Source organism: Paraburkholderia sp. WS6 (assembly GCF_030464835.1).
In the GTDB taxonomy this organism is placed as follows: Bacteria; Pseudomonadota; Gammaproteobacteria; order Burkholderiales; family Burkholderiaceae; genus Paraburkholderia; species Paraburkholderia madseniana.
On the sequence record NZ_JALQCK010000061.1, the window covers coordinates 24,934 to 46,147 of the forward strand.

The window sequence follows — 21,214 nt, forward strand, 5'->3', positions numbered from 1 at the left end:
AAGAGACGCTTAACTTCCGCTCTTGGTCACGATAGGCACCCAGGCACCGCTCTTGACCTGATACAGCGTGGAAGCGCCGCTTTTCAACGCCCCGGTGCTATCGAAAGAAATCTTCCCGGTCACGCCGTCGTAATCGAGTGTCTTGAGCACCGGCCGGTAGACCGCCGGCGAGGTGGATTTTGCCTGCTGCATCGCCTTGATCGCGGCCCATGCCCCGTCATACCCAAACGGCGCGTACGACAGGATATCCACTCCGAAGCGCTTCTTGAACTTCGCGGAGAAGTCCTTGCCGCCCGGCAATTGGGCCAACGGTCTGCCGTATTCCCAGGCCATCGCGCCTTCGGACGGATCGCCGGCGAGCTTGATGAAGTCCTGGTCCATCACGCCGCCACCCCCCACCAACTGCGCGTTCATCCCCAGTTGCTTCATCCGCTTCGCGAAGCCGGCCGCCTGCGTATCCAGGCCACCGAAGAAAATCAGATCCGCATTGGTCGCCTTGATCTTGGTGATCTGCGTGCTGAAGTCCACCGCGTGATTGTCGGTGTATTCGCGCGTCACGATGTTGCCGCCATGCGCTTTCACCGCTTTCTCGAACTCGTCGGCCTCGCCCTGGCCGAAGGCGGTGCGGTCGTCGATGATCGCAATGCGTTTGGCCTTCGTCACCTCGACGGCGTAGACGCCCGCGTTGCCGGCGTTTTGCGCATCGGTGGAAATCACCATGAAGGTGTTCGCGAAGCCTCGCCCGGTAATGATCGGATTGGTGGCGGCCGGGTCGATCACCGGAACACCGGCCTGTTCGTACACCTGCGAGGCAGGAATCGTCGTGCCCGAATTGAAGTGGCCCACGACCACGGATACCCCCGCGTCGACCAGCTTCTGCGCGGCCTGCACGCCGACGCGCGGGTCGGCCTGGTCGTCCTCGGAGACGAGCTGGAATTGCGCGACCTTGTCGCCGATCTTGATCTTCTGCGCGTTGGCTTCCTCGATTGCAAGCCGGACACCGTTCTCCAGATCCTTCCCGTAGCCGGCGTTGGCACCCGTCAGCGGCGCGGCGAAGCCGATCTTCACCGGCAGGTCGTCGGCGAAACTGGCCAGCGGCGCGATCGCGAAGGTAGCGCCAACGAACAGAGCAAGCGGTTTCAGCGTGTTGCGAAGACTCATGGTCTTTCTCTCCATCGACAGTTTCAGGTGTGAAAGCGGTAAGGCTGTAACACTGGATCGACGCGCAAGCATTGGTTTGACTTCGCATGGCGCGCGTCATCAAAGATACGGATGATCGGTCACCATTAACAATGCTGGAATACGCCCATAGGAAATCCCCTCGGGGGCGTCCATGGAAGTCCTCCTGGGGACGCGCAGTGGCGTTCATATGCCCGTCAATCTGGCGCGAATATAGAAAGCCAATTTGCGACCGTCTTGGCAGTTCGCGGCGCTTTGAATGAGCATTTCGGCATAGGCCGCACAGCGCTTGGGCTGGCGGCCTGTCAGCGGCGGCGCGCGGGTGCGGATTGCGGCATATGCTTAAGAAACAGGGCGCGATATGCGGCCGAACAAACGGCGGGGATGCGGCCTGGAGATGGCGCTCGAGAAACCGGCGCGAGCGCGCCGGCCTTACTACCGTGGCACAGCCGCGGAAACAAACCTGCGCGGGCTCGCCGGAAAAACGACAGAAGCAAAAGAAGCAACTGACGGCGGGCTAAAACGACGCCCTCACTGCTCGCCTTGCTGGCGCAGCAACTCTTCACGCAGACGCAGGATGGGCGCCTTGGTTTCTTCGTCGGCCCAGGTGTCGAGATCGTCGATTGCGCGCTGGCAACCGTCGAGCACCAGGTCGAGGTCCACCGGCACGCCGTTGTTCAGCGCGAATTCGATAGTCTCGGCGAACTGCTGGCACTCGTCTTCGCCGTACGAAATGTCGAGATTGTCGGCGATGATTTCGGCGATGTTGCTGCGCGCCTTGTCGTCGGGCGTCACCATTTCGACGATGCCGCGCGCCACCGCCGGCGAATAGAAAAGCGCGATGTCGAGCCACTGTGCGGGATCGAAGTCGGCCTGGTCGAACTGGTTCTCGAAGTACTCGATCGCTTCCTGCTCGTGCGCTTCGTCCGCGTCGACACTGATGCACAACTGCTCAAAAAATTCTTCCCGCTCGCTGCGGATATAACCGTCCATCAATGCCTCGTCTGCTGAATGCCGGATGCCCGGACGCCCCAAAAAAATGCGCTGTGGGCGGGCGATTGCCTCGCCCACGCGGCACGCATTATAGGGCGACCGGCTGACAAGCGCGGGTCGCGTGCCGGGTGTGGGTTCGGCTAGCAACTGATGCGGGGCGCACGGTTACGTGTTGAGCCGCGCCAAGGTGCCTCGCGCCTACGCCGTCTCCTCCGCCACCCAGGCATCGAACCATTCACGGGGCTGCGCGATTTCGTTCTGTGCGGCCACCAGTTCCAGTTCATAGCGCCCGGCCTGCCACGTCGCTTTGACCACTGCGTTCACCGCGGCCAGCGTGTGCTCGAAGGCGGCGCGGATCGAATCGCCCAGCAGCGTGCGCGCGACAAACACCGCGCTCGTCAGATCGCCGACGCCCACCGGCTGCCGCGCGAACGGGTAGAGCGGACGCTGCCCCATCCACGCTTCGCGCTCGGTGACGACCAGCATGTTGAAACGGTCGGCAGGGCTGTTGCGATCGAGTAGATGTTTGACCAGCATGAGCTTCGGCCCACGGGCGATGACCTCGCGGCACGCGGCCACCGCTTCTTCGAGCGTCTCGATCTCGCGGCCCACGAGGCGTTGCAACTCGGTATGGTTCGGCGCCATGGCGTCAGCGACCGTCGGCATGGTGCGGACCAGAAATTCCTGGATGCCCGGCTCGACCTTGCAGCCGCTCGCGGCGCCCATCACCGGATCGCAGAAGTACCACGCGCGTGGATTGGCGGCCTTCACGGCCTTGACGATCTCCAGCACCGCCTGCGCCTGCTCGGGTGTGCCCAGATAGCCGGACAGCACGGCGTCGCAGCGCGGCAGCATGCCGATCGCGCCGATCCCTTCGACGAGTTCTTCCATCTGCGATGCTTCGATCGCGCCGCCGGTCCAATGACCGTATTGCGTGTGGTTCGAAAACTGCACGGTATTGAGCGGCCAGACATTGACGCCGAGCCGCCGCATCGGGAATTCGGCCGCGCTATTGCCGGCGTGCCCGAAGACGACATGTGACTGGATGCTCAGAACGTTTTTCGTCATGGTGTGGCCCGCGCAAGATGTTTTGCGCGATCAATGAGAACGGACGGATGGCCGCGGTAACGAACCGGCTTTGACCGGGCGCCTGAAGCGGCGTGACTGTTTCAGATAGTGCAAGAAAAATGCGCGGTCTGCATAGTCAACTAACAATACATGAGTTTGTCACGCGCGAGTCGATCCGTCCCCGTGTTGTTGCGTCGAACCATCAAACGGGTGAGGGATCAGGCGAGTTCCCGATACAGCGCCAGATAGCGCTCGGCCGAGGCGCCCCAGCCGAAATCCTGATGCATCGCGCGACGTTGCGTGGCTTTCCACTCGGTGCGGCGGTCATAGAGCGCAAACGCGCGGCGGATCGCCGCCGCAAGGCCCTTCGGCTCGAATCGTTCGAATACAAAGCCCGTAGCGAGGTCGTCGGCGAGATTTTCGAGCGACGCGTCCACGACCGTGTCCGCGAGGCCGCCGACGCAATGCACGAGCGGCAGCGACCCGTAAGCCAGCGCATACAGTTGCGTGAGTCCGCAGGGCTCGAAGCGCGACGGCACCGCGATCACGTCGCTGCCCGCGACAATCGTATGCGCGAGTGTCTCGTCAAAACCCAGTTCGACCGCCACCGATTCCGGATGCGTATGCGCGACGCGTTTCAAACCGTTTTCGAGCGCCGGGTCGCCGGTGCCGAACACCACTAGTTGGCCGCCGCGTTTGACAATTTCCGGCGCCGCCTCGAGCAGCAGGTCAAGGCCTTTCTGTTCGGTCAGCCGGCTCACCACGCCGAATAGCAAAGCGTCGCTTTTCTGCGCGAGGCCGAAGCGCTTTTGCAGCGCCTCCTTGCAGGCCAGTTTGCCGGCCAGACGGGTGGCTGTGTAGTGATCTTCGAGCAGTGCGTCGGTGGCGGGATTCCACACGGAATAGTCGACGCCGTTCAGGATGCCGCTCAGATCGTGCGAGCGATGACGCAGCAACCCGTCGAGCCCGCCGCCTTGGGCCAGTGTCTGGATTTCGCGGGCGTAGGTCGGGCTGACTGTGGTGATGCGGTCGCTGTAGTAGAGACCTGCCTTGAGAAACGACAACTGCCCATAGAATTCGACGCCGCGCATGTTGAAGAAGTCGTCCGGCAGCGCCAACTGGCCGAACTGATGCGCCGGAAAAACGCCCTGATACGCGAGGTTGTGCACCGTGAAGACGCTGCGCGCGAACGAGCGGCCGTGCTGCCGTTCAGCCGCCTTGAGGTAGGCGGGCGCGAGACCGGCATGCCAGTCGTGCGCGTGGACGATCTGCGGCGCCCACGCCGGGTCGAGGTGCTGAGCCAGTTGGGCCGCGACCCAACCCAGCAGGGCGAAGCGTTGAGCATTGTCGCCGTACGGTACGTGTTCGTCGTTCAGATAGGGGTTGCCGGGCCGGTCGTACAGCGAGCCGGCGCGGATGACGTAGACGATCAGGCCGTTCGACGGCAGCGTGCCCTGTTCGAGCGTGACACCCGGCGAGTCGAAACGGCGGCCCAGCTGCGCCACCGGACGCAGGTCGGCCAAGCCGGCGACCACCGCCGGAAAGCCGGGCAGCAGCACCCGCACGTCGGCGCCGCGCTCGATCAGCGCGGGCGGCAACGCGCCCGCGACGTCGGCGAGACCGCCCGTTTTGAGGAGGGGATACAGCTCGCTTGCGACGTGCAGGGCGCGAATCGTCATAGGCTCGGTCTCGTTCCTGTTAGTGCGGGTTTGCGGCAGGTCCAATTGAGCGGCAGGACGGGCGGCAGGCTCCGCCAGCCCGTTCGTTTTGCCGCTCCGGCGCGGATCACGTCCCCTTCTGCTGCAGCGCCTCGGGTGTGACCAGCACGACACCGTCGTCAGTGCGATAGAAGCGTTCGGCGTCGGCCACGGGATCTTCGCCGATCACCGTGCCGTCCGGAATGGTGCAGCCGCGGTCAATCACGACTTTCTGCAGCCGGCAGCTCGCGCCGACGGTGACCTGCGGCAACAAGACTGCCTCATTGATATTACAGAACGAACTCACTTTGACGTTCGACGACAACACCGAGCGCGAAATCTGCGAGCCGGAAATCACACAGCCGCCGCACACGATCAGATTGTTGCCGGTGCCTTGCAGGCCTTTCAGGTCGCGTACGAACTTGGCGGGCGGCAACTGTTCCTGATACGTCCAGATCGGCCAGTTGCGGTCGTACAGGTCGAGCGTCGGGATGGTGGAGGCAAGATCGAGGTTGGCTGCCCAATAGGCGTCGATCGTGCCGACGTCGCGCCAGTACGGCTCTACGGTCGGGTCTGACGACACGCACGACATGCTGAACGGATGCGCGATCGCTGTGCCCTGCGTGACGACGCGCGGCAGGATGTCCTTGCCGAAGTCGTGATCGGTGTCGACGCTCGAGATGTTCTCTTCGAGCAGCGAATACAGGTAATCGGCGCTGAACACGTAGATGCCCATGCTGGCGAGCGCCGAATCCGGACGGCCCGGCATGGCGGGCGGATCGGCGGGTTTTTCGACGAAGCCGGTGACGCGGCGGTTTTCATCGACGGCCATCACGCCGAAGGCCACGGCGTCCATGCGCGGCACCTCGATGCAGCCGACCGTGCAATCCGCGCCGCTTTCCGCGTGATCCGCGATCATGCGCGTGTAATCCATCTTGTAGATGTGGTCGCCCGCCAGCACCACCACGTATTTCGGCCGGATCGAGCGGATGATGTCGAGATTCTGGAACACCGCGTCCGCGGTGCCGCGGTACCAGTGGGCGCCTTCCACCCGCTGCTGGGCTGGCCAGAGGTCGATGAATTCGCCGAATTCACCACGCAGGAAGCCCCAGCCGCGCTGCAGGTGGCGCAGTAGCGAGTGCGCCTTGTATTGCGTGACCACCGCGATGCGGCGGATGCCGGAGTTCAGGCAATTGGAGAGCGCGAAGTCGATGATCCGGTATTTGCCGCCGAAGTGCACCGCTGGTTTGACGCGCTTGTTCGTGAGCGGCCCGAGCCGCGTGCCCCGTCCGCCCGCGAGGACGATGGCGAGGGTGGTGCGTTGCAGATCGTTCAGCCGTGCCGGAGTTTCCATGTCTGTCTCCTTTGTCGACCGGGGTTGGCGCTTTCACGCTTACTCCGGTCCCATGCAAGATAGTTGCTGATTAGTATTCCCCGGGTGGTCTTGTTCTCTCGCTCTGCGTTATTGATTCGTGCTGCCAGGCGGCTTTCGTCTTCGCGGGCCCGTCTGCTAGTTCTAGCACTGATTTGCCGCGGGCGAATAGTCTGAATTGTGCGGATGCAAGTCGCGCGGCCGCCTTGCGAACGATCAACCCTTGCGCAGGACGCATCCGTGCGCGAGGACACATAGGGCGTAAGGCGAGCGGCGGCAATATGCGTGCCACACCGGCCGCCGCCGCCCTGAGCCTGCGCGCGCGGCAGCAGAGTCCGGCGGCGCGTCGTAGAATCGTCCGCTCCGAACGGGGTGCGGGCATCGGCTTACCAGCGCCCGCGGCCTGCATGCTTCGCGCTGATTTCCCTTTGCAAGAAAAAGATCGATGAATTTTCGCCGCGAGTCTTTGTTGGCCATCTTGAGCGCCTGCGCGCTAGCCGCTGCGCCTGGAGCTTTCGCTGCCACGCCGGCCAGTGGGGCCGTTGCGGGGAGTGCGGCCAGTTCGGGGCGTGCGGGTGGTTCTCTCACTCAACCCGGTCCTGCGGCCACTCCGGCTGCGGCTGTCGATAACAGCGGTCCGGCGTACGGCCCCGAGTTGCAGGGCTTCAACTATCCGGCGCCGGTCGAGCAATACGACTTCGCTTCCCAAGGCGTGGCGCTGCACATGGCGTACATGGATATCACGCCGGAGCATGCGAACGGCCGCACGGCCGTATTGCTGCACGGCAAGAACTTTTGTGCGGCGACATGGGACGCGACCATTCATCGTCTGAGCGACGCCGGCTACCGGGTGATCGCGCCGGATCAGATCGGTTTTTGTAAATCGAGCAAGCCCGAGCACTACCAGTACAGTTTTCAGCAACTGGCGCGCAATACGCATGCGCTGCTCGAATCGCTTGGTGTGACTGACGCGACCGTGATCGGCCATTCGACCGGCGGCATGCTCGCGATCCGCTATGCGCTGATGTATCCACATGAAACGCAGCAACTGGTGTTGGTCAATCCGATCGGGCTAGAGGACTGGAAGGCGAAGGGCGTGCCTTCGCTATCGGTCGACCAATGGTACGAGCGCGAACTGAAGACGACTGCGGACGGCATTCGCCGTTACGAGCAGACGACCTATTACGCCGGCCAGTGGCGCGCCGACTATGAGCCGTGGGTGCAGATGCTCGCGGGGATGTACCGCGGCCCCGGCAAACAGGTCGTGGCGTGGAATTCCGCGTTGCTGGACGACATGATTTACACGCAACCGGTGGTGTACGAACTGGGCCACCTGAGCATGCCGACGCTTTTGCTGATCGGCCAGAAGGACACGACCGCGATTGGCAAGGACGTAGCGCCGCCCGAGGTGCGCGCGAAGCTCGGCCACTACCCGGAACTGGGCAAGGCCGCCGCGAAGGCGATCCCGCACGCGACGCTCGTCGAATTCGCCGATTTGGGACACGCGCCGCAGATGCAGGACCCGCAGGCGTTTCATAAGGCGCTGCTCGATGGCCTGGCGGCGATGCCGGCAAATCGGTGAGCATTGCGGCTGGGCAACCTGATGTTCGTGTACTCAGGGCAGCCAGCCAATCGACGAAAAAAGACGGGCGGCCTGTGCTGATACACGCCGCCCTTTTTTATTACTGCCTGCGTTGTTACTTGCCGGCGCCTAACTCTTCACGCACTTGCGCGCCGATCTCAAACGAGCGCAGCCGTGCTTTGTGATCGTAGATTTGCGCGGTCAGCATCAATTCATCCGCGCCGGTCTGATCGATGACCGACCGCAGTCCTTCGCGGACCGTATCGCGATCGCCGATCACAGAGCAGGCGAGCGAATGCGCGACGCCGTTCAACTCCATCTCGGACGCTTCGATCCGTTCGACCGGCGGCTGCAACTGACCGGGCGTGCCGCGCCGCAGGTTGACGAACTGCTGCTGCAGCGAGGAGAACAGACGTCGCGCTTCCTCGTTGCTATCGGCGGCGAACAGATTGACGCCGACCATGGCGTACGGTTTATCGAGCGTCGCCGACGGACGGAATTGCTCGCGATAGACCTTCAGCGCGGTGAACATGTGATCGGGCGCGAAGTGCGACGCGAACGCGAACGGCAGACCGAGTGCCGCAGCCAGTTGCGCGCTGTACAGCGACGAGCCGAGCAGCCAGAGCGGCACATGAAGGCCTGCGCCGGGGACAGCACGAATGCGCTGACCCGGCACGGGGTCGGCGAAATAGCGTTGCAACTCGACGACGTCGTCGGGGAACGACTCCGCGCTATTTTGCAGATCGCGGCGCAGCGCGCGGGCGGTGCTTTGATCGGTACCGGGTGCGCGGCCGAGGCCCAGGTCGATGCGATCCGGATAGAGCGACGCGAGGGTACCGAACTGTTCCGCGATGACGAGCGGTGCGTGGTTGGGCAGCATGACGCCGCCGGAGCCGACGCGGATTTTTTTCGTCCCACCGGCGACGTGGCCGATCACCACTGCGGTGGCTGCGCTGGCGATACCGGTCATGTTGTGGTGTTCTGCGAGCCAGAAGCGGCGGTAGTTCCAGTTTTCCGCGTGCTGGGCGAGATCCAATGTGTTTTTGAACGCGTCCGCGGGGGTGGCACCTGCGATGACTGGCGATAGGTCGAGGACCGAGAAGGGGATCATTTTCTGTTCATGTGATGTTTCGGGCGCTTTCGCGCGATGGGGCATTGTGGCAAAGGTTTTGGTTTTCTGCTGATCGTCCTGGGATGTCCACGTTCGTGGAAGGGGGTTATCGGTTTGTTGCCTCCGGCGGGGGTTGTTTGTCTGTGTTCTTAGGGCTTTGGCCTTTCCTTGTTTTGTTAGTGGTCTATTAGCGTTGCCCCTGTGCGGGGCGGCACCTACTTCTCTTTGCCAGCTATGTCTCCGGTCTATACACCGGCTGCAAAGAGAAGTAGGCAAGAGAAAGCAGCTCAAACCGCTACTACTAAGTGAGCACCGTGGTCTGCTGCGGGTAGTGGTGCATCTGGAATCTGGGTTCGTGCCCCTGCAGGCGGCAGTGACAAGGGCGTCATACTTCCGGCGGCGCTGCGCGCGCCGAAGAGCAGTTCAAAAACCGATCCCTGCGTTTTGACGCCCACGTCTCGCCACCGGACCGTGGCTCGTCATTGCATCGCCACCGCCACCGCAGCCGCAGCCGCAGCCGCAGCCGTGACCGTGACCGTGACCGTGACCGTGATTGCGGGGCACCGACAAATCATTTGAGGTAGGGGTTCCCAGGTGGGAGCAGAGGCGCGTCGCCGAGGCGAAGCCGACGGCCCTCACAGAGCTCAGCCGAAGCCCCTGGTTTCCCATGCAGACCCGTCCGCGACGCACGCAGTGCAGAGTGGGAGCTGATGAGTCCTTTGTCACTAACGCGGAGTGTGCGAGAACACGGATTCCAGATGCACCACTACCCGTAGCAGACAATGGTGCCCACTTAGCATTAGCGGTTTGAGCCGCTTTCTTTTGCCTACTTTTCTTTGCGGCATGCAAAGAAAAGTAGGTGCCGCCCCGCACAGGGGCAACGCTAATAGACCACTAACAAAACAAGGAAAGGCCAAAGCCCTAAGAACACTGACAAAAGCGCCAAGCAGGCAAACAAGCTCAAGAAAACCCCAAAGCACTAAGCACACACAAAAAAAATCCCGGCGTAGCCAAACCCCTACCTTTACATGCAATCCCGATATAGATATGTCCGATCAATATTTAACATCCGCATGTAGCGCTGCTACCTTAATTCCCTCGAACAGAGCACCGCATCCAATCAAGAAAGCCACCGCCCCGCCGGGCAAAAAACCACCTTGGGAGACACCACCGTGTCCATCGAATTCATCGGCATGATCCAGACCCGCAAGGTGTCCGAGACCCACGCCCCGCAAGGGCCAATCATCGACATCGACTACGTGGAGCAATTCGCCCGCGCTCACGAAGCCGCGGGCTTCGACCGCATCCTCGTGCCGCATCATTCGACGAGCCCCGACGCACTCCTCACCGTCGCCCACGCGGCCAGCGTCACGAGCAAAGTGCATTTCATGCTCGCCCATCGCCCGGGCTTCGTCTCGCCCACGCTCGCCGCGCGCCAACTGGCAACCCTCGATCACTATTCCGGCGGCCGTCTCGCCGTCCACATCATCTCCGGTGGCGACGACGCCGAACAACGCCGCGATGGGGACTACCTGTCGCATGACGAACGCTATGCCCGCACCGACGAATACCTGCACATCCTGCGCCGCATCTGGACCGAAGCGAAACCCTTCGATCACAACGGGCAGTACTACCGTTTCGAACAAGGCTTCTCCGAAGTGAAGCCGGTGCAGCAACCCCATATCCCCGTGTACTTCGGCGGCGCATCCGCGCCCGCGCTCGAAATCGCCGGACGTCATGCAGATGTCTACGCGCTTTGGGGCGAATCGAAGGCGCAAGTGCGCGAACAGGTCACCCGCGTGCGTGCCGAAGCCGCTAAACACGGCCGTAACGTGCGCTTTTCCGTATCGTTCCGGCCTATCCTCGCGGCTACCGAAGCAGCCGCGTGGGAACGCGCGGAGCACATCCTCGAGGAAACCCGGCGGCTGCGCGCGGCGCAAGGACTCGGCGTCGGCGGCCCGGCGCAAAGCGAAGGCGCGCGGCGGCTGCTCGCGGCATCGGGTGAGTCGGATCGCGTCGATGAACGTCTGTGGACCGGCGTCGCCAAGGAAATCGGCGGACGCTCGAATTCGACCGCGCTGGTCGGCACGCCGGAGCAGGTCGCCGAAACGCTGGCGGAGTATTACGCGCTCGGCGTGTCGACCTTCCTCGTGCGCGGCTTCGATCCGCTCGAAGACGCCGTCGACTATGGCCGCGAGCTGATTCCGGCCACTCGCGAACGGATCGCGCGCGTCGAACGCGTAGCCGCCTGAACGGAGCCACAGATGACCGATTTGTCCGCCGCGTTGCAAAACACCCCGGAGCCGCACAGTACTAACGCGTTGCAAGGCACCCCAGAGCCGCAAAGCACTAACGCGCTGCAAGACACGCCGGCGCCGCAAAGTGCCCGCGCGCCGCAAGACACCCCGGTGCCGCTAAGCACCAGCACGTTGCAAGGCACCCCAGCGCCGCTAAGCAAGCACGCGCTGCAAGACGCGCCAGCTCGACAAAGTGCCCCCACGCTGCAAAACACCGCAGATACACCTCCGCTCCAGCGTCACGCGCCGCTGCGTAAATTCTGGTTCGACGACGTCCCGCCGCGTGCCAGCATCGCGGCCGAACGGCGCTATCGGCAGGAACGGCTCGCCGTGGCGTTTCGCCTGTTCGCCCGCTATGGTTTCGATCAGGGTCTCGCCGGCCATATCACCGCGCGCGATCCGGAGTGGCCCGATCACTTCTGGGTCAATCCGTTTGGCAAGCACTTCAGCCGCATTCGTGTGTCCGATCTGCTGCTGGTGAATGCAGAAGGGGAGATTGTGGTCGGCGAGGGGCCGGTGAATCAGGCGGCCTTCGCGATTCACGCGGCGATTCACGAGGCGCGCCCCGATGTGATCGCCGCCGCGCACACGCATTCGCTCTACGGCAAGGCATGGTCGACGCTCGGCCGCACGCTCGATCCGTTGACGCAGGACTCGTGCGCGTTCTATCAGGATCATGCCTTGTTCGACGACTTCCGTGGCGTGGTGCTCGATACCGACGAAGGTGCGCGCATCGCCGCGGCGCTGGGCGAACGCAAGGCGGTGATCCTGAAGAATCACGGCATCCTCACAGCGGGTCCGAGCGTCGAGGCGGCGGCCTGGTGGTATATCGCGCTCGATAACGCCTGCCATGCGCAATTGCTTGCCGAAGCCGCAGGCACACCACAAGCCATCCCGCACGACGTCGCCACGCTCACGCACGAGCAGGTCGGCCGCCCTGGCGGTGCGCTGTTTGCGTTCCAGAGCCTGCTGGAAGGGCTGGTCGAAGCCGAGCCTGACGTCCTTACCTGAGCACCCCATAAGATGACCCAACGTTTCGATTCGCCGGTTTCGCTCCGGCGCCGCCGGCTCGTGTCCGCGCTGCCGGCCGCGCTGTCAGCCACATTCCTCGGCACGGCAGGCACAGGTTTGATTTCGACGGCAGCCGCAGCAGCCACGCCTGCAGCAAGCGAGAAAACCGCTCCACCTGTCGATCTCAGCAAAGTCCGTTTGCGCGTCGCAACCTACAAAGGCGGCGACGCGACGCTACTTAAAACCGCAGGCCTCGCGGACACGCGATACACCATCGACTGGTCCGAATTCCAGTCCGGCAACGCGATGGTCGAGGCGATGAACGGCGGCTCGCTCGATATCGCCTCCGGCAGCGAAATCCCACCGATCTTCGCGCGGCTGCAGAACGCTCAGGTGCGCGTGATCGCCGTCTACAAGGACGACGTCAACAATCAGGTGGTGCTGGTCCCGAAGGGCTCGACGATCCGCTCGATCGCCGATCTGAAGGGCAAACGTGTCGGCTATCTGCGCGCCACCACGACGCATTACTACCTGCTGCGCATGCTTGAAGAGGCGGGGCTATCGTTCAACGATATTCAGGCCACCTCGCTCGCACCGCGTGACGGATTCGCCGCTTTCAATGCCGGTTCGCTCGATGCATGGGCGATCTACGGCTACAACGTGCCGCTCGCGATCTCTCAAGCGGGCGCGCGCGTGCTGAAAAACGCCAACGGCTATTTGTCCGGCAATTACCTGTACTACGGTCATCCGTCAGTGCTTGCCGATCCGCAACGGCGGGCCGCGTCCGCGGATCTGCTGGTGCGGCTGCAACGCGCCTGCACGTGGTTCGGACAGCATCAGGACGCCTACGCGAAGGTATTGTCAGCGGAGTTGCGGGTGCCCGAGGAGGCGATCCGTTCGTTGTATCGCAACCAGAGCCAGGCGCGCCGCGTCACCGGCGTCACGGCGGCGGATATCGCCAGCGAGCAGCAGGTTGCCGATACGTTCGCGCGCGCCGCGGTCATCGACCGGCATGTCGACGTCGCACCGTTATGGACCGATACCTTCAACGCCGCGCTCGCCCGCGGTGCGTGACCGATTCAAGTCAACCCGCATTCTGAACATTCGATGACTCAAGCTTTGAGACCGGACCGGCTGCGCGCGTTCGTCGGCCGGATTGCGTCACTCGTCGACGAGCGCGCGCCCGAAGCGCATCTGCTCGAAGCCGGCGGCGCCGCGCTGCACGAGCTGATCGCCCACGACGACTGGTTGCCCGACGCCTTCGCGCAGCCCGATCCCGAGCGCTATCAACAATTCCTGTTGCACGCGGATTCGCAGCAGCGTTTTTCAATCGTAAGTTTTGTATGGGGACCGGGCCAGTCGACGCCGGTCCATGACCACACCGTATGGGGTTTGATCGGTGTGTTGCGTGGTGCGGAAATTGCTCAGGGATATCGCATCACGCCAAATGGCGCGCTGGAAGAAGAGGGGGCGGCAAAGCGCCTCGATGCCGGCGCGGTGGATGCTGTCTCGCCGCGCATCGGCGATATCCATCGTGTGAGTAATGCTTTTTACGATCGTACGTCGATCAGCATTCACGTGTACGGTGGAAATATTGGCGCGGTGACGCGTTCCGTCTATCCGGCCGGCGGAGGCCGAAAAACCTTTATCTCCGGCTACTCGAACGATGTGTTGCCGAATATCTGGAATGTTTCGAAGGAGTCCCTGATCTCATGAGTTTCGCTACAGAATTCCGTACCCGATCATTCAAAGACGTGCGCCGCGCACTGCTCGAGCGCGAGGAAATCGCGCTCGTCGACGTGCGTGAGGAGGATCCGCACGCGCGCAGTCATCCGCTGTTCGCTGCCAATCTGCCGCTCTCGCGGCTCGAACTGGAAGCGCCGGTGCGCTTGCCGCGCCGCGACGTGCCGGTCGTCGTGTTCGACGACGGCGAAGGGCTTGCCGAACGCGCCGCACGCCGGTTGAGCGAGCTGGGCTATACCAATGTCGCGCTGCTCGATGGCGGTTTGCAAGGCTGGCGTGAGGCGGGCGGTGAGCTGTTCCAGGACGTCAACGTGCCGAGCAAGGCATTCGGCGAACTGGTCGAAAGCGAGCGCCATACGCCGTCCCTCGGCGCGCCGCAGGTGCTGGCGCTGCTCGACCACGAAGCCGATGTGGTGGTGCTCGACGCACGCCGCTTCGACGAATACCAGACCATGAATATTCCCGGCAGCATCAGCGTGCCGGGCGCGGAACTGGTGTTGCGCGCTCGGCAGCTCGCGCCGAATCCCGCCACGCGGATCATCGTCAATTGTGCGGGGCGCACGCGCAGCATTATCGGCGCGCAGTCGCTGATCAATGCGGGCGTGCCGAATCCGGTCGCGGCGCTCCGCAATGGCACCATCGGCTGGACGCTTGCGGGTCAGGCGCTCGCGCACGGCAGCTCACGCCGCTTCGAGCCGATTGCCGACGACACACTTCGCCTCGCCGCCGCCGATTCCGCGCGCGGGGTGGCGGATCGCGCCAGGGTGGGCCGCACGTCGCGCGACGAAGCGCGTCGCTGGGCCGATGAAGCGGTACGGACCGTCTATCGTTTCGACGTGCGTACGCCGGAAGAATACGAAGCGGGCCACGTACCCGGTTTTCGCAATGCGCCCGGTGGTCAACTCGTGCAGGAGACTGACATGTTTGCGCCGGTGCGCGGCGCGCGCGTGATCCTCGCCGACAACGACGGCGTGCGCGCGAACATGACCGCGTCGTGGCTCGCGCAGATGAACGTCGAGGTGTATGTGGTGGACGGCCTGGGCAACGCGGACTTCAGCGAAAAGGGCGCCGCGCCCGCCGCGCGCTTTGCGCCCACGCCGCCTGCTGCCGATGAGATCACGCCGGCCGGACTGGTGACGCTGCTGCAATCGCCGGGTACCGTCGTGCTGGATTTCACGACCAGCGCGAATTATGTGAAGCGCCATATTCCAGGCGCATGGTTCGCGATTCGTGGGCAACTCAACGAAGCGTTGCGCAAGCTGCCGGATGCGCAGCGTTATGTGGTGACCTGCGGCAGCAGTCTGCTTGCGCGCTTTGCCGCGCCTGAGTTGGCGGCACTGACGGGCAAGCCGGTGCAGGTGCTGGCCGGCGGCACGAACGCGTGGATCGAAGCGGGCTTTGCCGTGGAGAGCGGTGAGACGCGGCTGGCGTCTCCGCGCATCGATCGGTATCGTCGTCCGTATGAGGGAACCGATAATGCGCGCGAAGCGATGAACGCGTATCTGGAGTGGGAGTATGGCCTCGTTGCTCAGCTTGGGCGCGATGGAACGCACGGTTTTCGCGTGATCTGAAGGGCAATCGGCACGTGGCTCAAGCCGCGCGCTGTGCTCGCGCTTCCTTGAATTGCCGCTCGATCGCCGCGCCGAAGCGCTCGACCGGCTGTTGCAATTTACCCAGCACGCGCGGATGCACGAGCCAGATATCGATGAGCGGCTTGAAGTCGCTGATCGACACGATATCGAGTGCGTCCGCGTGAGCGCTGGCGTGCAGCAGCGGTAAGGGCACGAGGCCGAGGCCGTTGCCGTCGGCGACCAGTTGCAATTGCAGCTCGGTGCCGAGCGTTTCCAGATTGAGCTTGAGCGCGAGCCCGAGACCCGTCAGCGTGCGTTGCAGGCCGTCGCGAAAGCCGCATCCATCCGGATTCAACACCCACCCGATCGACTGGCATTCCGCCAGCGTGTGCGTGCGCTTTTTCAACATGCCTTTCTGCGCGACCACCGCCAGTTTGATGCGACCAAGCGAGCGGGCCGACAAGATCTCGTCGAAGGACTTGTTGCTGGGCAGTAGGATCGCGGCGGCGTCGAGTTCGCCCTGTTCGACGCGTTGCAGAAGCTGGCTGCCCCAACCGGTCGACGCGCGCGCCTGCAGATCCGGATAAGCCGACTTAAGGCCGCGCATCGCATCGGTCAGCGCGATATCGGCAATTGTCTGCGCGACGCCGAGGCGCAGCGTGCCCACCGGCGGCGTGTCGGTGGCGACGATCTCGCGCAGCACGTCGAGTTCACGCTGGATCACGCGGCATTGTTCGTAGACGATGCGGCCCGTTGCCGTCGCTTTGAGCGGACGTGTATTGCGGTCGAGCAATTCGACGCCGAGCGCCTCTTCGAAATTCTGCAGGCGGCGCGTGATCGCCGGCTGCGTGAGGCCGAGTGAAAGCGCCGCCTGTTGCAACGACTGGCAGCGAATGACGGTGACGTAGGCGTCGATTTCGTCGATCTTCATGATGAGCGGTGACTTGATGAGTGCGCAGCGAGGCGCAAGATTCGTGCGTTCGATGATACCCGTATCGATGTGCGCGCACGCCTCACCGGTCAAGAAAATTCGCATATTTGCTTAGCAGAATAATGCGTTTGTCTTATACAGATGCGTGCCTTATCGTCGACAGCACATTACCTGGATGCCTCGACGTAATCGCCGCCATGACGACTTCTAGTTCTTCGTTCTCCGCTTCATCCGTCTTGCAACGTGCGTTGCTCAAACCACTCGGCGCGGCGGTGCTCGCACTGTGCGCGACGCTTTGCGCAACGCAGTCTTATGCAGCGGATCTACCCGTGCTCAAAGTCGGCGACCAGTCCTTGCAAACACGCGGCATTCTCGAAGCATCCGGACAACTCAAAGACCTGCCGTACAAGATCGAGTGGTTCAACTTTCCTGCCGCGCAACCGCTTGGCGAAGCGCTGAACGCCGGCGCGGTGGATGTCGGCGGACTGGGCGATGCGCCGCTCGTGTTCGCGCTCGCAGCCGGCGCGCGGGTACGTGCGGTCGCGGCAACCCGGTCGAATCCGCTGGATCTGGCGATCGTTGTCGGCGCGCAATCGCCGTTGAACGATGCAGCGAGCCTGAAGGGTAAACGTATCGCCACGACGCGTGGCTCGATCGGCCACTATCTCGCACTCGCCGCATTGAAGAAGGCCAATGTGCCGGTCAGCGACGTCACGTTCGTGTTCCTCGCACCCGCCGATGCGAAGGCGGCGCTGGCGTCGGGCAGTGTCGACGCATGGTCGGTGTGGGACCCGTACACGGCACTCGGCGAAGCGCGCGATCACGATCGCATCATCGCCAACGGCGTGGGCCTGTCCGAAGGGCTCAGCTATCAGGTCGCGACCGAACGCGCGATCGCGGACAAGCGCGCGCAACTCGCCGACTTCCTGCGACGCGTGGCGATCGGCCAGCGTTGGGCGCTTTCGCATCCCGATGAAGTGGCGGCGATGCAATCAAAAGTCACCGGTCTGCCGACCGATGTGCTGAAAACCGTCTATCAGCGCGGCCAGGTGCATCCGGTTGCGATCGACGACAGCGTCGTCAGCGCGCAGCAGCGCACTGCCGATACCTACGAAGCCGCCAACGTGATCCGTGCGCATCTCGACGTGCGTACGAGCTTCGATCGCAGCTTCCCGCTGCCTTGATGCGGCCTGCCGGAGTCCTTGCATGAATGCCCCGATTGCCGATAGCGCGGTGACACGCCGTCATCCACCGCTCGATAGCGCTGCGTTCGACGCACTGCTCGGGCGGCTCACGAGCGAGTTCGCTGCCGGTGCGGCTCACTACGACCGCACGGCCGAATTTCCTCACGCCAACCTGGCGCGCCTGCACGAATTCGATCTGCTCTCGCTGACGGTGCCCGCATCGCTTGGCGGCGCGGGTGCGAGCTTGCCGCAGGCACTGAAGGTGGTGCGCGCAGTGGCGCGCGGCGAGCCGTCCACGGCACTGGTGCTGGTGATGCAATACCTGTTTCATCATCGCTTGCAGGGCAACCCGCATTGGCCTGTCGAACTGCGTGAACGTGTGGCGCGTGAAGCGGTACGCGATGGCGCATTGATCAACTCGCTGCGCGTCGAACCCGAGCTGGGCACGCCGGCACGCGGCGGCTTGCCATCGACGATTGCGAAGCGCAGTGCCGATGGCTGGATCATCGACGGCAGCAAGCTGTACTCGACCGGCAGCCCCGGCCTCACCTGGCTTGCGGTATGGGCGCGCAGCGACGAGACGCCGCCGTGCGTCGGCGTGTGGCTGGTGCATCGGGACACCCCGGGCGTGCGAGTCGGCAGCGAGTGGAATCATCTTGGCATGCGCGCCACGGGCAGTCACGAGCTCGTGTTCGGCAACGTGTTCGTACCAGCCGCTCATGCGGTCGACGTCCATCCGCCCGGCGAGCCGGGTGCGGGACTCGATGCACCCGGCTTCGCTTGGATGAGCGTGCTGTTGTCGGCGGTGTACGACGGCGTCGCACGGGCGGCGCGCGACTGGTTCGCGCAATGGGCCGCTGAACGCACACCCGGCAATCTCGGCGCGCCGCTCGCGAGCCTGCCCGCGTTTCAGCAGACGCTCGGCCGCATCGACGCGCTGCTGTTCAGCAATCGCGTGCTGCTCGACGCAAGCGCGCATGCTGAACGCGTGACACTCGACGAAGCGCCGCTCGTCAAATACACGGTGACGAATCAGGCCATCGAGGCGAGCGGCAATCCCGGTCTGAGTCGTGACAATGCGCTTGAGCGTCACTATCGCGATGTGCTGTGCGCGCGGATTCATACGCCGCAGAACGACTCGGTGCTGCAGGGGGCAGGGCGCGCGGGTTTCGCTGCGTTTGTCCGCGCGTAGGGAGAACTGCGCGACCGCCACGCAAACCGGGTGCAGCGCCTGCGCAGCACACTGCAAATCCTCTGCCGATTCGGTGTAAACGCGCTCTCGTTTAAATCGGCCAATCCGTTTAGATTAGCTGCACTTGGAAGGCTTATCGAGGGACCAGGGCGGCCAAACAAGCAGCGGTCCGCCATTCCGACGACGGCGCAAGGTCAGAGGCCAAGGTCTCTCACCGCTTCGCCCGGGACCGGACCGCTGCGCGTCGTCCGTGATGCTGCGTTTCAAGCGGCTGTTCAGCCGCTGTCTGTTTTCCGGTTTGACCATATCGACCGACTTGGCGACGCTTTGCACAGCGTCGCCTTTTTGCTTGTGGCGACGGCTTTCTCGGGTTCACTGCGGATTTTCCGCCCTCTTGCCGCGCCTGTTGCGGCGCGATTTGCGACGTCTTCGCTGGTGGTTGTTCCTGTGGCCTTACCCGGTTTTTTGCGCAACCTCGTCGCGCAATCGCATTCCACCGCAAACCACGCTGCATGACGACGGCCCACAGCCGTCTTGTTGCCTTCGCTCGCGGTTTTTTCCGCACGCGGTTATCCTGTAGTACGCCCTACACAAAAGGATGCGGGCGAATTGCCGCTTCGTGTCCGTACAGGAAACTCGCTGTGAGCCTCAAACTGCTTACTGTCGCCATGCTGGCCGCGTGCGTTGCACTGACCGGTTGCGACGACCAACAGAGCGACCGCGCCGTGCAAAAACTCAAGGAATTCTTCAACGCCGTCAAGCCGGACGCGTTGCTACTCAAGAATATGACGCCGGGCATTACCACCGAAGCGCAGATCCGCGATCAGATGGGCAAGCCGGAAACCGAGCGCACGTTTACCGACGGATCCAAGCGTTTCGAATATCCGCGTGGCCCGCAGGGGCTCAACACGTACATGGTCGACATCGACCGTGACGGCAAATTGCAATCCATCACGCAGGTGCTGACCGCCGACAACTTCGGGAAGGTTCGCATCGGCATGACTGAAGACGAAGTGCGCCGCCTGCTCGGCAAGCCAGGCCAGACCGCCGTGTTTCCGCTCAAACCGGAAACCGTGTGGAGCTGGAAGTGGCGCGAGGGCGGCGTGACCGAAGAAGGCATTTTCAACGTGCACTTCGACCAATATCAGAAGGTGTACACGACATCGCGCTCGGACGTGATACGCGGGCGCTAGCCGATAAAAGGCGGGGAACACATGATAAATCGACGTCGATACAGCCGGATCGGGCTGGTGTTGGGGGGCGGCGCAGCACGTGGCTGGGCGCATATCGGTGCGATCCGCGCGTTGCACGATGCGGGCATCAAGCCGGATGTGGTGTGCGGCACGTCGATCGGTGCGCTGGTGGGTGCCGTGTATGCCAACGGCGATCTCGACTGGCTCGAAGAATGGGTTTCGAAGCTCACCTGGCAAACTGTGGTGAGGCTGCTCGATCTGCGTTTTTCGGGCGGCCTGCTGGGCGGGCGCAAGGTGATCCAGATATTCGCGGACAAGTTCGCCGGCCGCTCGATCGCGCAATTGAACATGCCGTTCGCGGCGGTGGCCACCGAACTCGATTCGGGGCGCGAGAGCTGGTTGCAGGACGGCAGCGTGGTGGACGCGGTGCGCGCCTCGATAGCGATTCCGGGGATTTTCACGCCGGTGTTTCACAACGGCGTGTGGCTGGTGGACGGCGGTTTGAGCAACCCGGTGCCGGTCTCGGTGGCGCGCGGCATGCGGGCGGACTGCGTGATTGCGGTCGATCTGAACAACGATATTCTGAATGGCCGCGATTTCGGTGGTGCGGCGGTCGACACGCCGGCGCTCGATCCGGATGCGCCGCCGCCGGTCGCGCTGCGGCGTAATGGGAAGCCCTGGCCACGCTGGCTGGCACCCGCCGAAGGGCGCGCTTCCGATGACGTGCGCGTGGCGCCGGCGCCGAGTGCGCGCGTGCCGTCGATGCTGAGTTCGATCGCGCAGAGCATCGACATCATGCAGGTGCGGATTTCGCGGAGCCGGCTGGCGGGTGAGCCAGCGGATATTCTGATTCAGCCGCGGCTGGGCGGGATGGGGATTTTTGATTTTCACCGGGCGGGGCCGGCTATAGAAGAGGGGCGCGCGGCGGTTGAGTATATGTTGCCGGCGATTCGGGCTCGGCTGGGGATTGAATAATGGGTTTTTGCCTGCGTCGCGCTTTTTGTCAGTGTTCTTAGGGTGTTGGCCTTTCCTTGTTTTGTTAGTGGTCTATTAGTGTTGCCCCTGTGCGGGGCGGCACCTACTTCTCTTT

At 63.3% G+C, this 21,214-nt stretch carries 17 protein-coding genes; 10 read left to right on the forward strand and 7 right to left on the reverse strand.

The genetic code is table 11. The features are described from left to right. Positions 1-9: 9 nt before the first annotated feature. The 5 genes from M0D64_RS41190 to glgC form a co-directional block, all read right to left on the reverse strand. Entirely contained in the window at positions 10-1,161 is a 1,152-nt protein-coding gene (locus M0D64_RS41190) for a branched-chain amino acid ABC transporter substrate-binding protein (RefSeq protein WP_266261853.1), read from the reverse strand. Positions 1,162-1,710: 549 nt separating this feature from the next. After that, positions 1,711-2,172 carry a hypothetical protein gene (locus tag M0D64_RS41195; RefSeq protein ID WP_154565684.1) on the reverse strand — a complete coding sequence of 154 codons (462 nt, stop codon included), beginning with the start codon at positions 2,170-2,172 and terminating at the stop codon, positions 1,711-1,713. A gap of 198 nt (positions 2,173-2,370) precedes the next feature. After that, a complete protein-coding gene (gene pdxY, locus M0D64_RS41200; protein WP_154565685.1) occupies positions 2,371-3,240 on the reverse strand; it encodes a pyridoxal kinase PdxY in 870 nt (289 codons plus the stop codon). A 218-nt stretch (positions 3,241-3,458) separates the two neighbouring features. Next, positions 3,459-4,919, reverse strand: a complete 1,461-nt coding sequence (gene glgA, locus M0D64_RS41205; protein WP_154565686.1) for a glycogen synthase GlgA — start codon at positions 4,917-4,919, stop codon at positions 3,459-3,461. A 106-nt stretch (positions 4,920-5,025) separates the two neighbouring features. Next, positions 5,026-6,291, reverse strand: a complete 1,266-nt coding sequence (gene glgC, locus M0D64_RS41210) for a glucose-1-phosphate adenylyltransferase (protein ID WP_266261854.1) — start codon at positions 6,289-6,291, stop codon at positions 5,026-5,028. Positions 6,292-6,754: 463 nt separating this feature from the next. Here glgC and M0D64_RS41215 point away from each other — a divergent pair, with 463 nt between their 5' ends. Then, a complete protein-coding gene (locus M0D64_RS41215; RefSeq protein ID WP_266261855.1) occupies positions 6,755-7,891 on the forward strand; it encodes an alpha/beta fold hydrolase in 1,137 nt (378 codons plus the stop codon). 115 nt (positions 7,892-8,006) lie between these two features. Here the strand turns inward: M0D64_RS41215 and M0D64_RS41220 are convergent, their stop codons facing one another. Continuing rightward, positions 8,007-9,002 (reverse strand): LLM class flavin-dependent oxidoreductase, encoded by a 996-nt coding sequence (locus M0D64_RS41220; RefSeq protein ID WP_154565688.1) that lies wholly within the window; start codon positions 9,000-9,002, stop codon positions 8,007-8,009. A 1,172-nt stretch (positions 9,003-10,174) separates the two neighbouring features. Here M0D64_RS41220 and M0D64_RS41225 point away from each other — a divergent pair. The 5 genes from M0D64_RS41225 (at position 10,175) to M0D64_RS41245 (ending at position 15,624) form a co-directional block, all read left to right on the forward strand. Next, positions 10,175-11,254 (forward strand): LLM class flavin-dependent oxidoreductase, encoded by a 1,080-nt coding sequence (locus M0D64_RS41225; protein WP_200621533.1) that lies wholly within the window; start codon positions 10,175-10,177, stop codon positions 11,252-11,254. 249 nt (positions 11,255-11,503) lie between these two features. After that, a complete protein-coding gene (locus M0D64_RS41230; RefSeq protein ID WP_266261862.1) occupies positions 11,504-12,310 on the forward strand; it encodes a class II aldolase/adducin family protein in 807 nt (268 codons plus the stop codon). A 12-nt stretch (positions 12,311-12,322) separates the two neighbouring features. Beyond that, positions 12,323-13,384 carry an ABC transporter substrate-binding protein gene (locus M0D64_RS41235; protein ID WP_266261856.1) on the forward strand — a complete coding sequence of 354 codons (1,062 nt, stop codon included), beginning with the start codon at positions 12,323-12,325 and terminating at the stop codon, positions 13,382-13,384. Positions 13,385-13,417: 33 nt separating this feature from the next. Continuing rightward, the gene (locus M0D64_RS41240; RefSeq protein ID WP_266261857.1) at positions 13,418-14,026 is read left to right on the forward strand and encodes a cysteine dioxygenase; all 609 of its coding nucleotides are present in this window, start codon (positions 13,418-13,420) and stop codon (positions 14,024-14,026) included. Beyond that, positions 14,023-15,624, forward strand: a complete 1,602-nt coding sequence (locus tag M0D64_RS41245) for a rhodanese-related sulfurtransferase (protein WP_266261858.1) — start codon at positions 14,023-14,025, stop codon at positions 15,622-15,624. Before M0D64_RS41240 ends, M0D64_RS41245 begins: the two co-directional genes overlap by 4 nt. Before the next feature lie 19 nt (positions 15,625-15,643). On the opposite strand, the gene M0D64_RS41250 is transcribed toward M0D64_RS41245, so the two are convergent. Next, positions 15,644-16,555, reverse strand: coding sequence for a LysR family transcriptional regulator (locus tag M0D64_RS41250; RefSeq protein ID WP_308102549.1), 912 nt, complete (start codon positions 16,553-16,555; stop codon positions 15,644-15,646). Between the two features lie 197 nt (positions 16,556-16,752). Between M0D64_RS41250 and M0D64_RS41255 the strand changes: the two genes are divergently transcribed. From M0D64_RS41255 to M0D64_RS41270, 4 genes are all read left to right on the forward strand, one after another. Continuing rightward, positions 16,753-17,739 (forward strand): ABC transporter substrate-binding protein, encoded by a 987-nt coding sequence (locus M0D64_RS41255; protein ID WP_154565692.1) that lies wholly within the window; start codon positions 16,753-16,755, stop codon positions 17,737-17,739. 22 nt (positions 17,740-17,761) lie between these two features. Continuing rightward, entirely contained in the window at positions 17,762-18,931 is a 1,170-nt protein-coding gene (locus M0D64_RS41260; protein ID WP_266261860.1) for an acyl-CoA dehydrogenase family protein, read from the forward strand. A 641-nt stretch (positions 18,932-19,572) separates the two neighbouring features. Continuing rightward, the gene (locus M0D64_RS41265; RefSeq protein WP_266261861.1) at positions 19,573-20,124 is read left to right on the forward strand and encodes a hypothetical protein; all 552 of its coding nucleotides are present in this window, start codon (positions 19,573-19,575) and stop codon (positions 20,122-20,124) included. Positions 20,125-20,145: 21 nt separating this feature from the next. Further along, a complete protein-coding gene (locus M0D64_RS41270; RefSeq protein ID WP_171929487.1) occupies positions 20,146-21,099 on the forward strand; it encodes a patatin-like phospholipase family protein in 954 nt (317 codons plus the stop codon). The last annotated feature ends 115 nt before the right edge of the window (positions 21,100-21,214 follow it).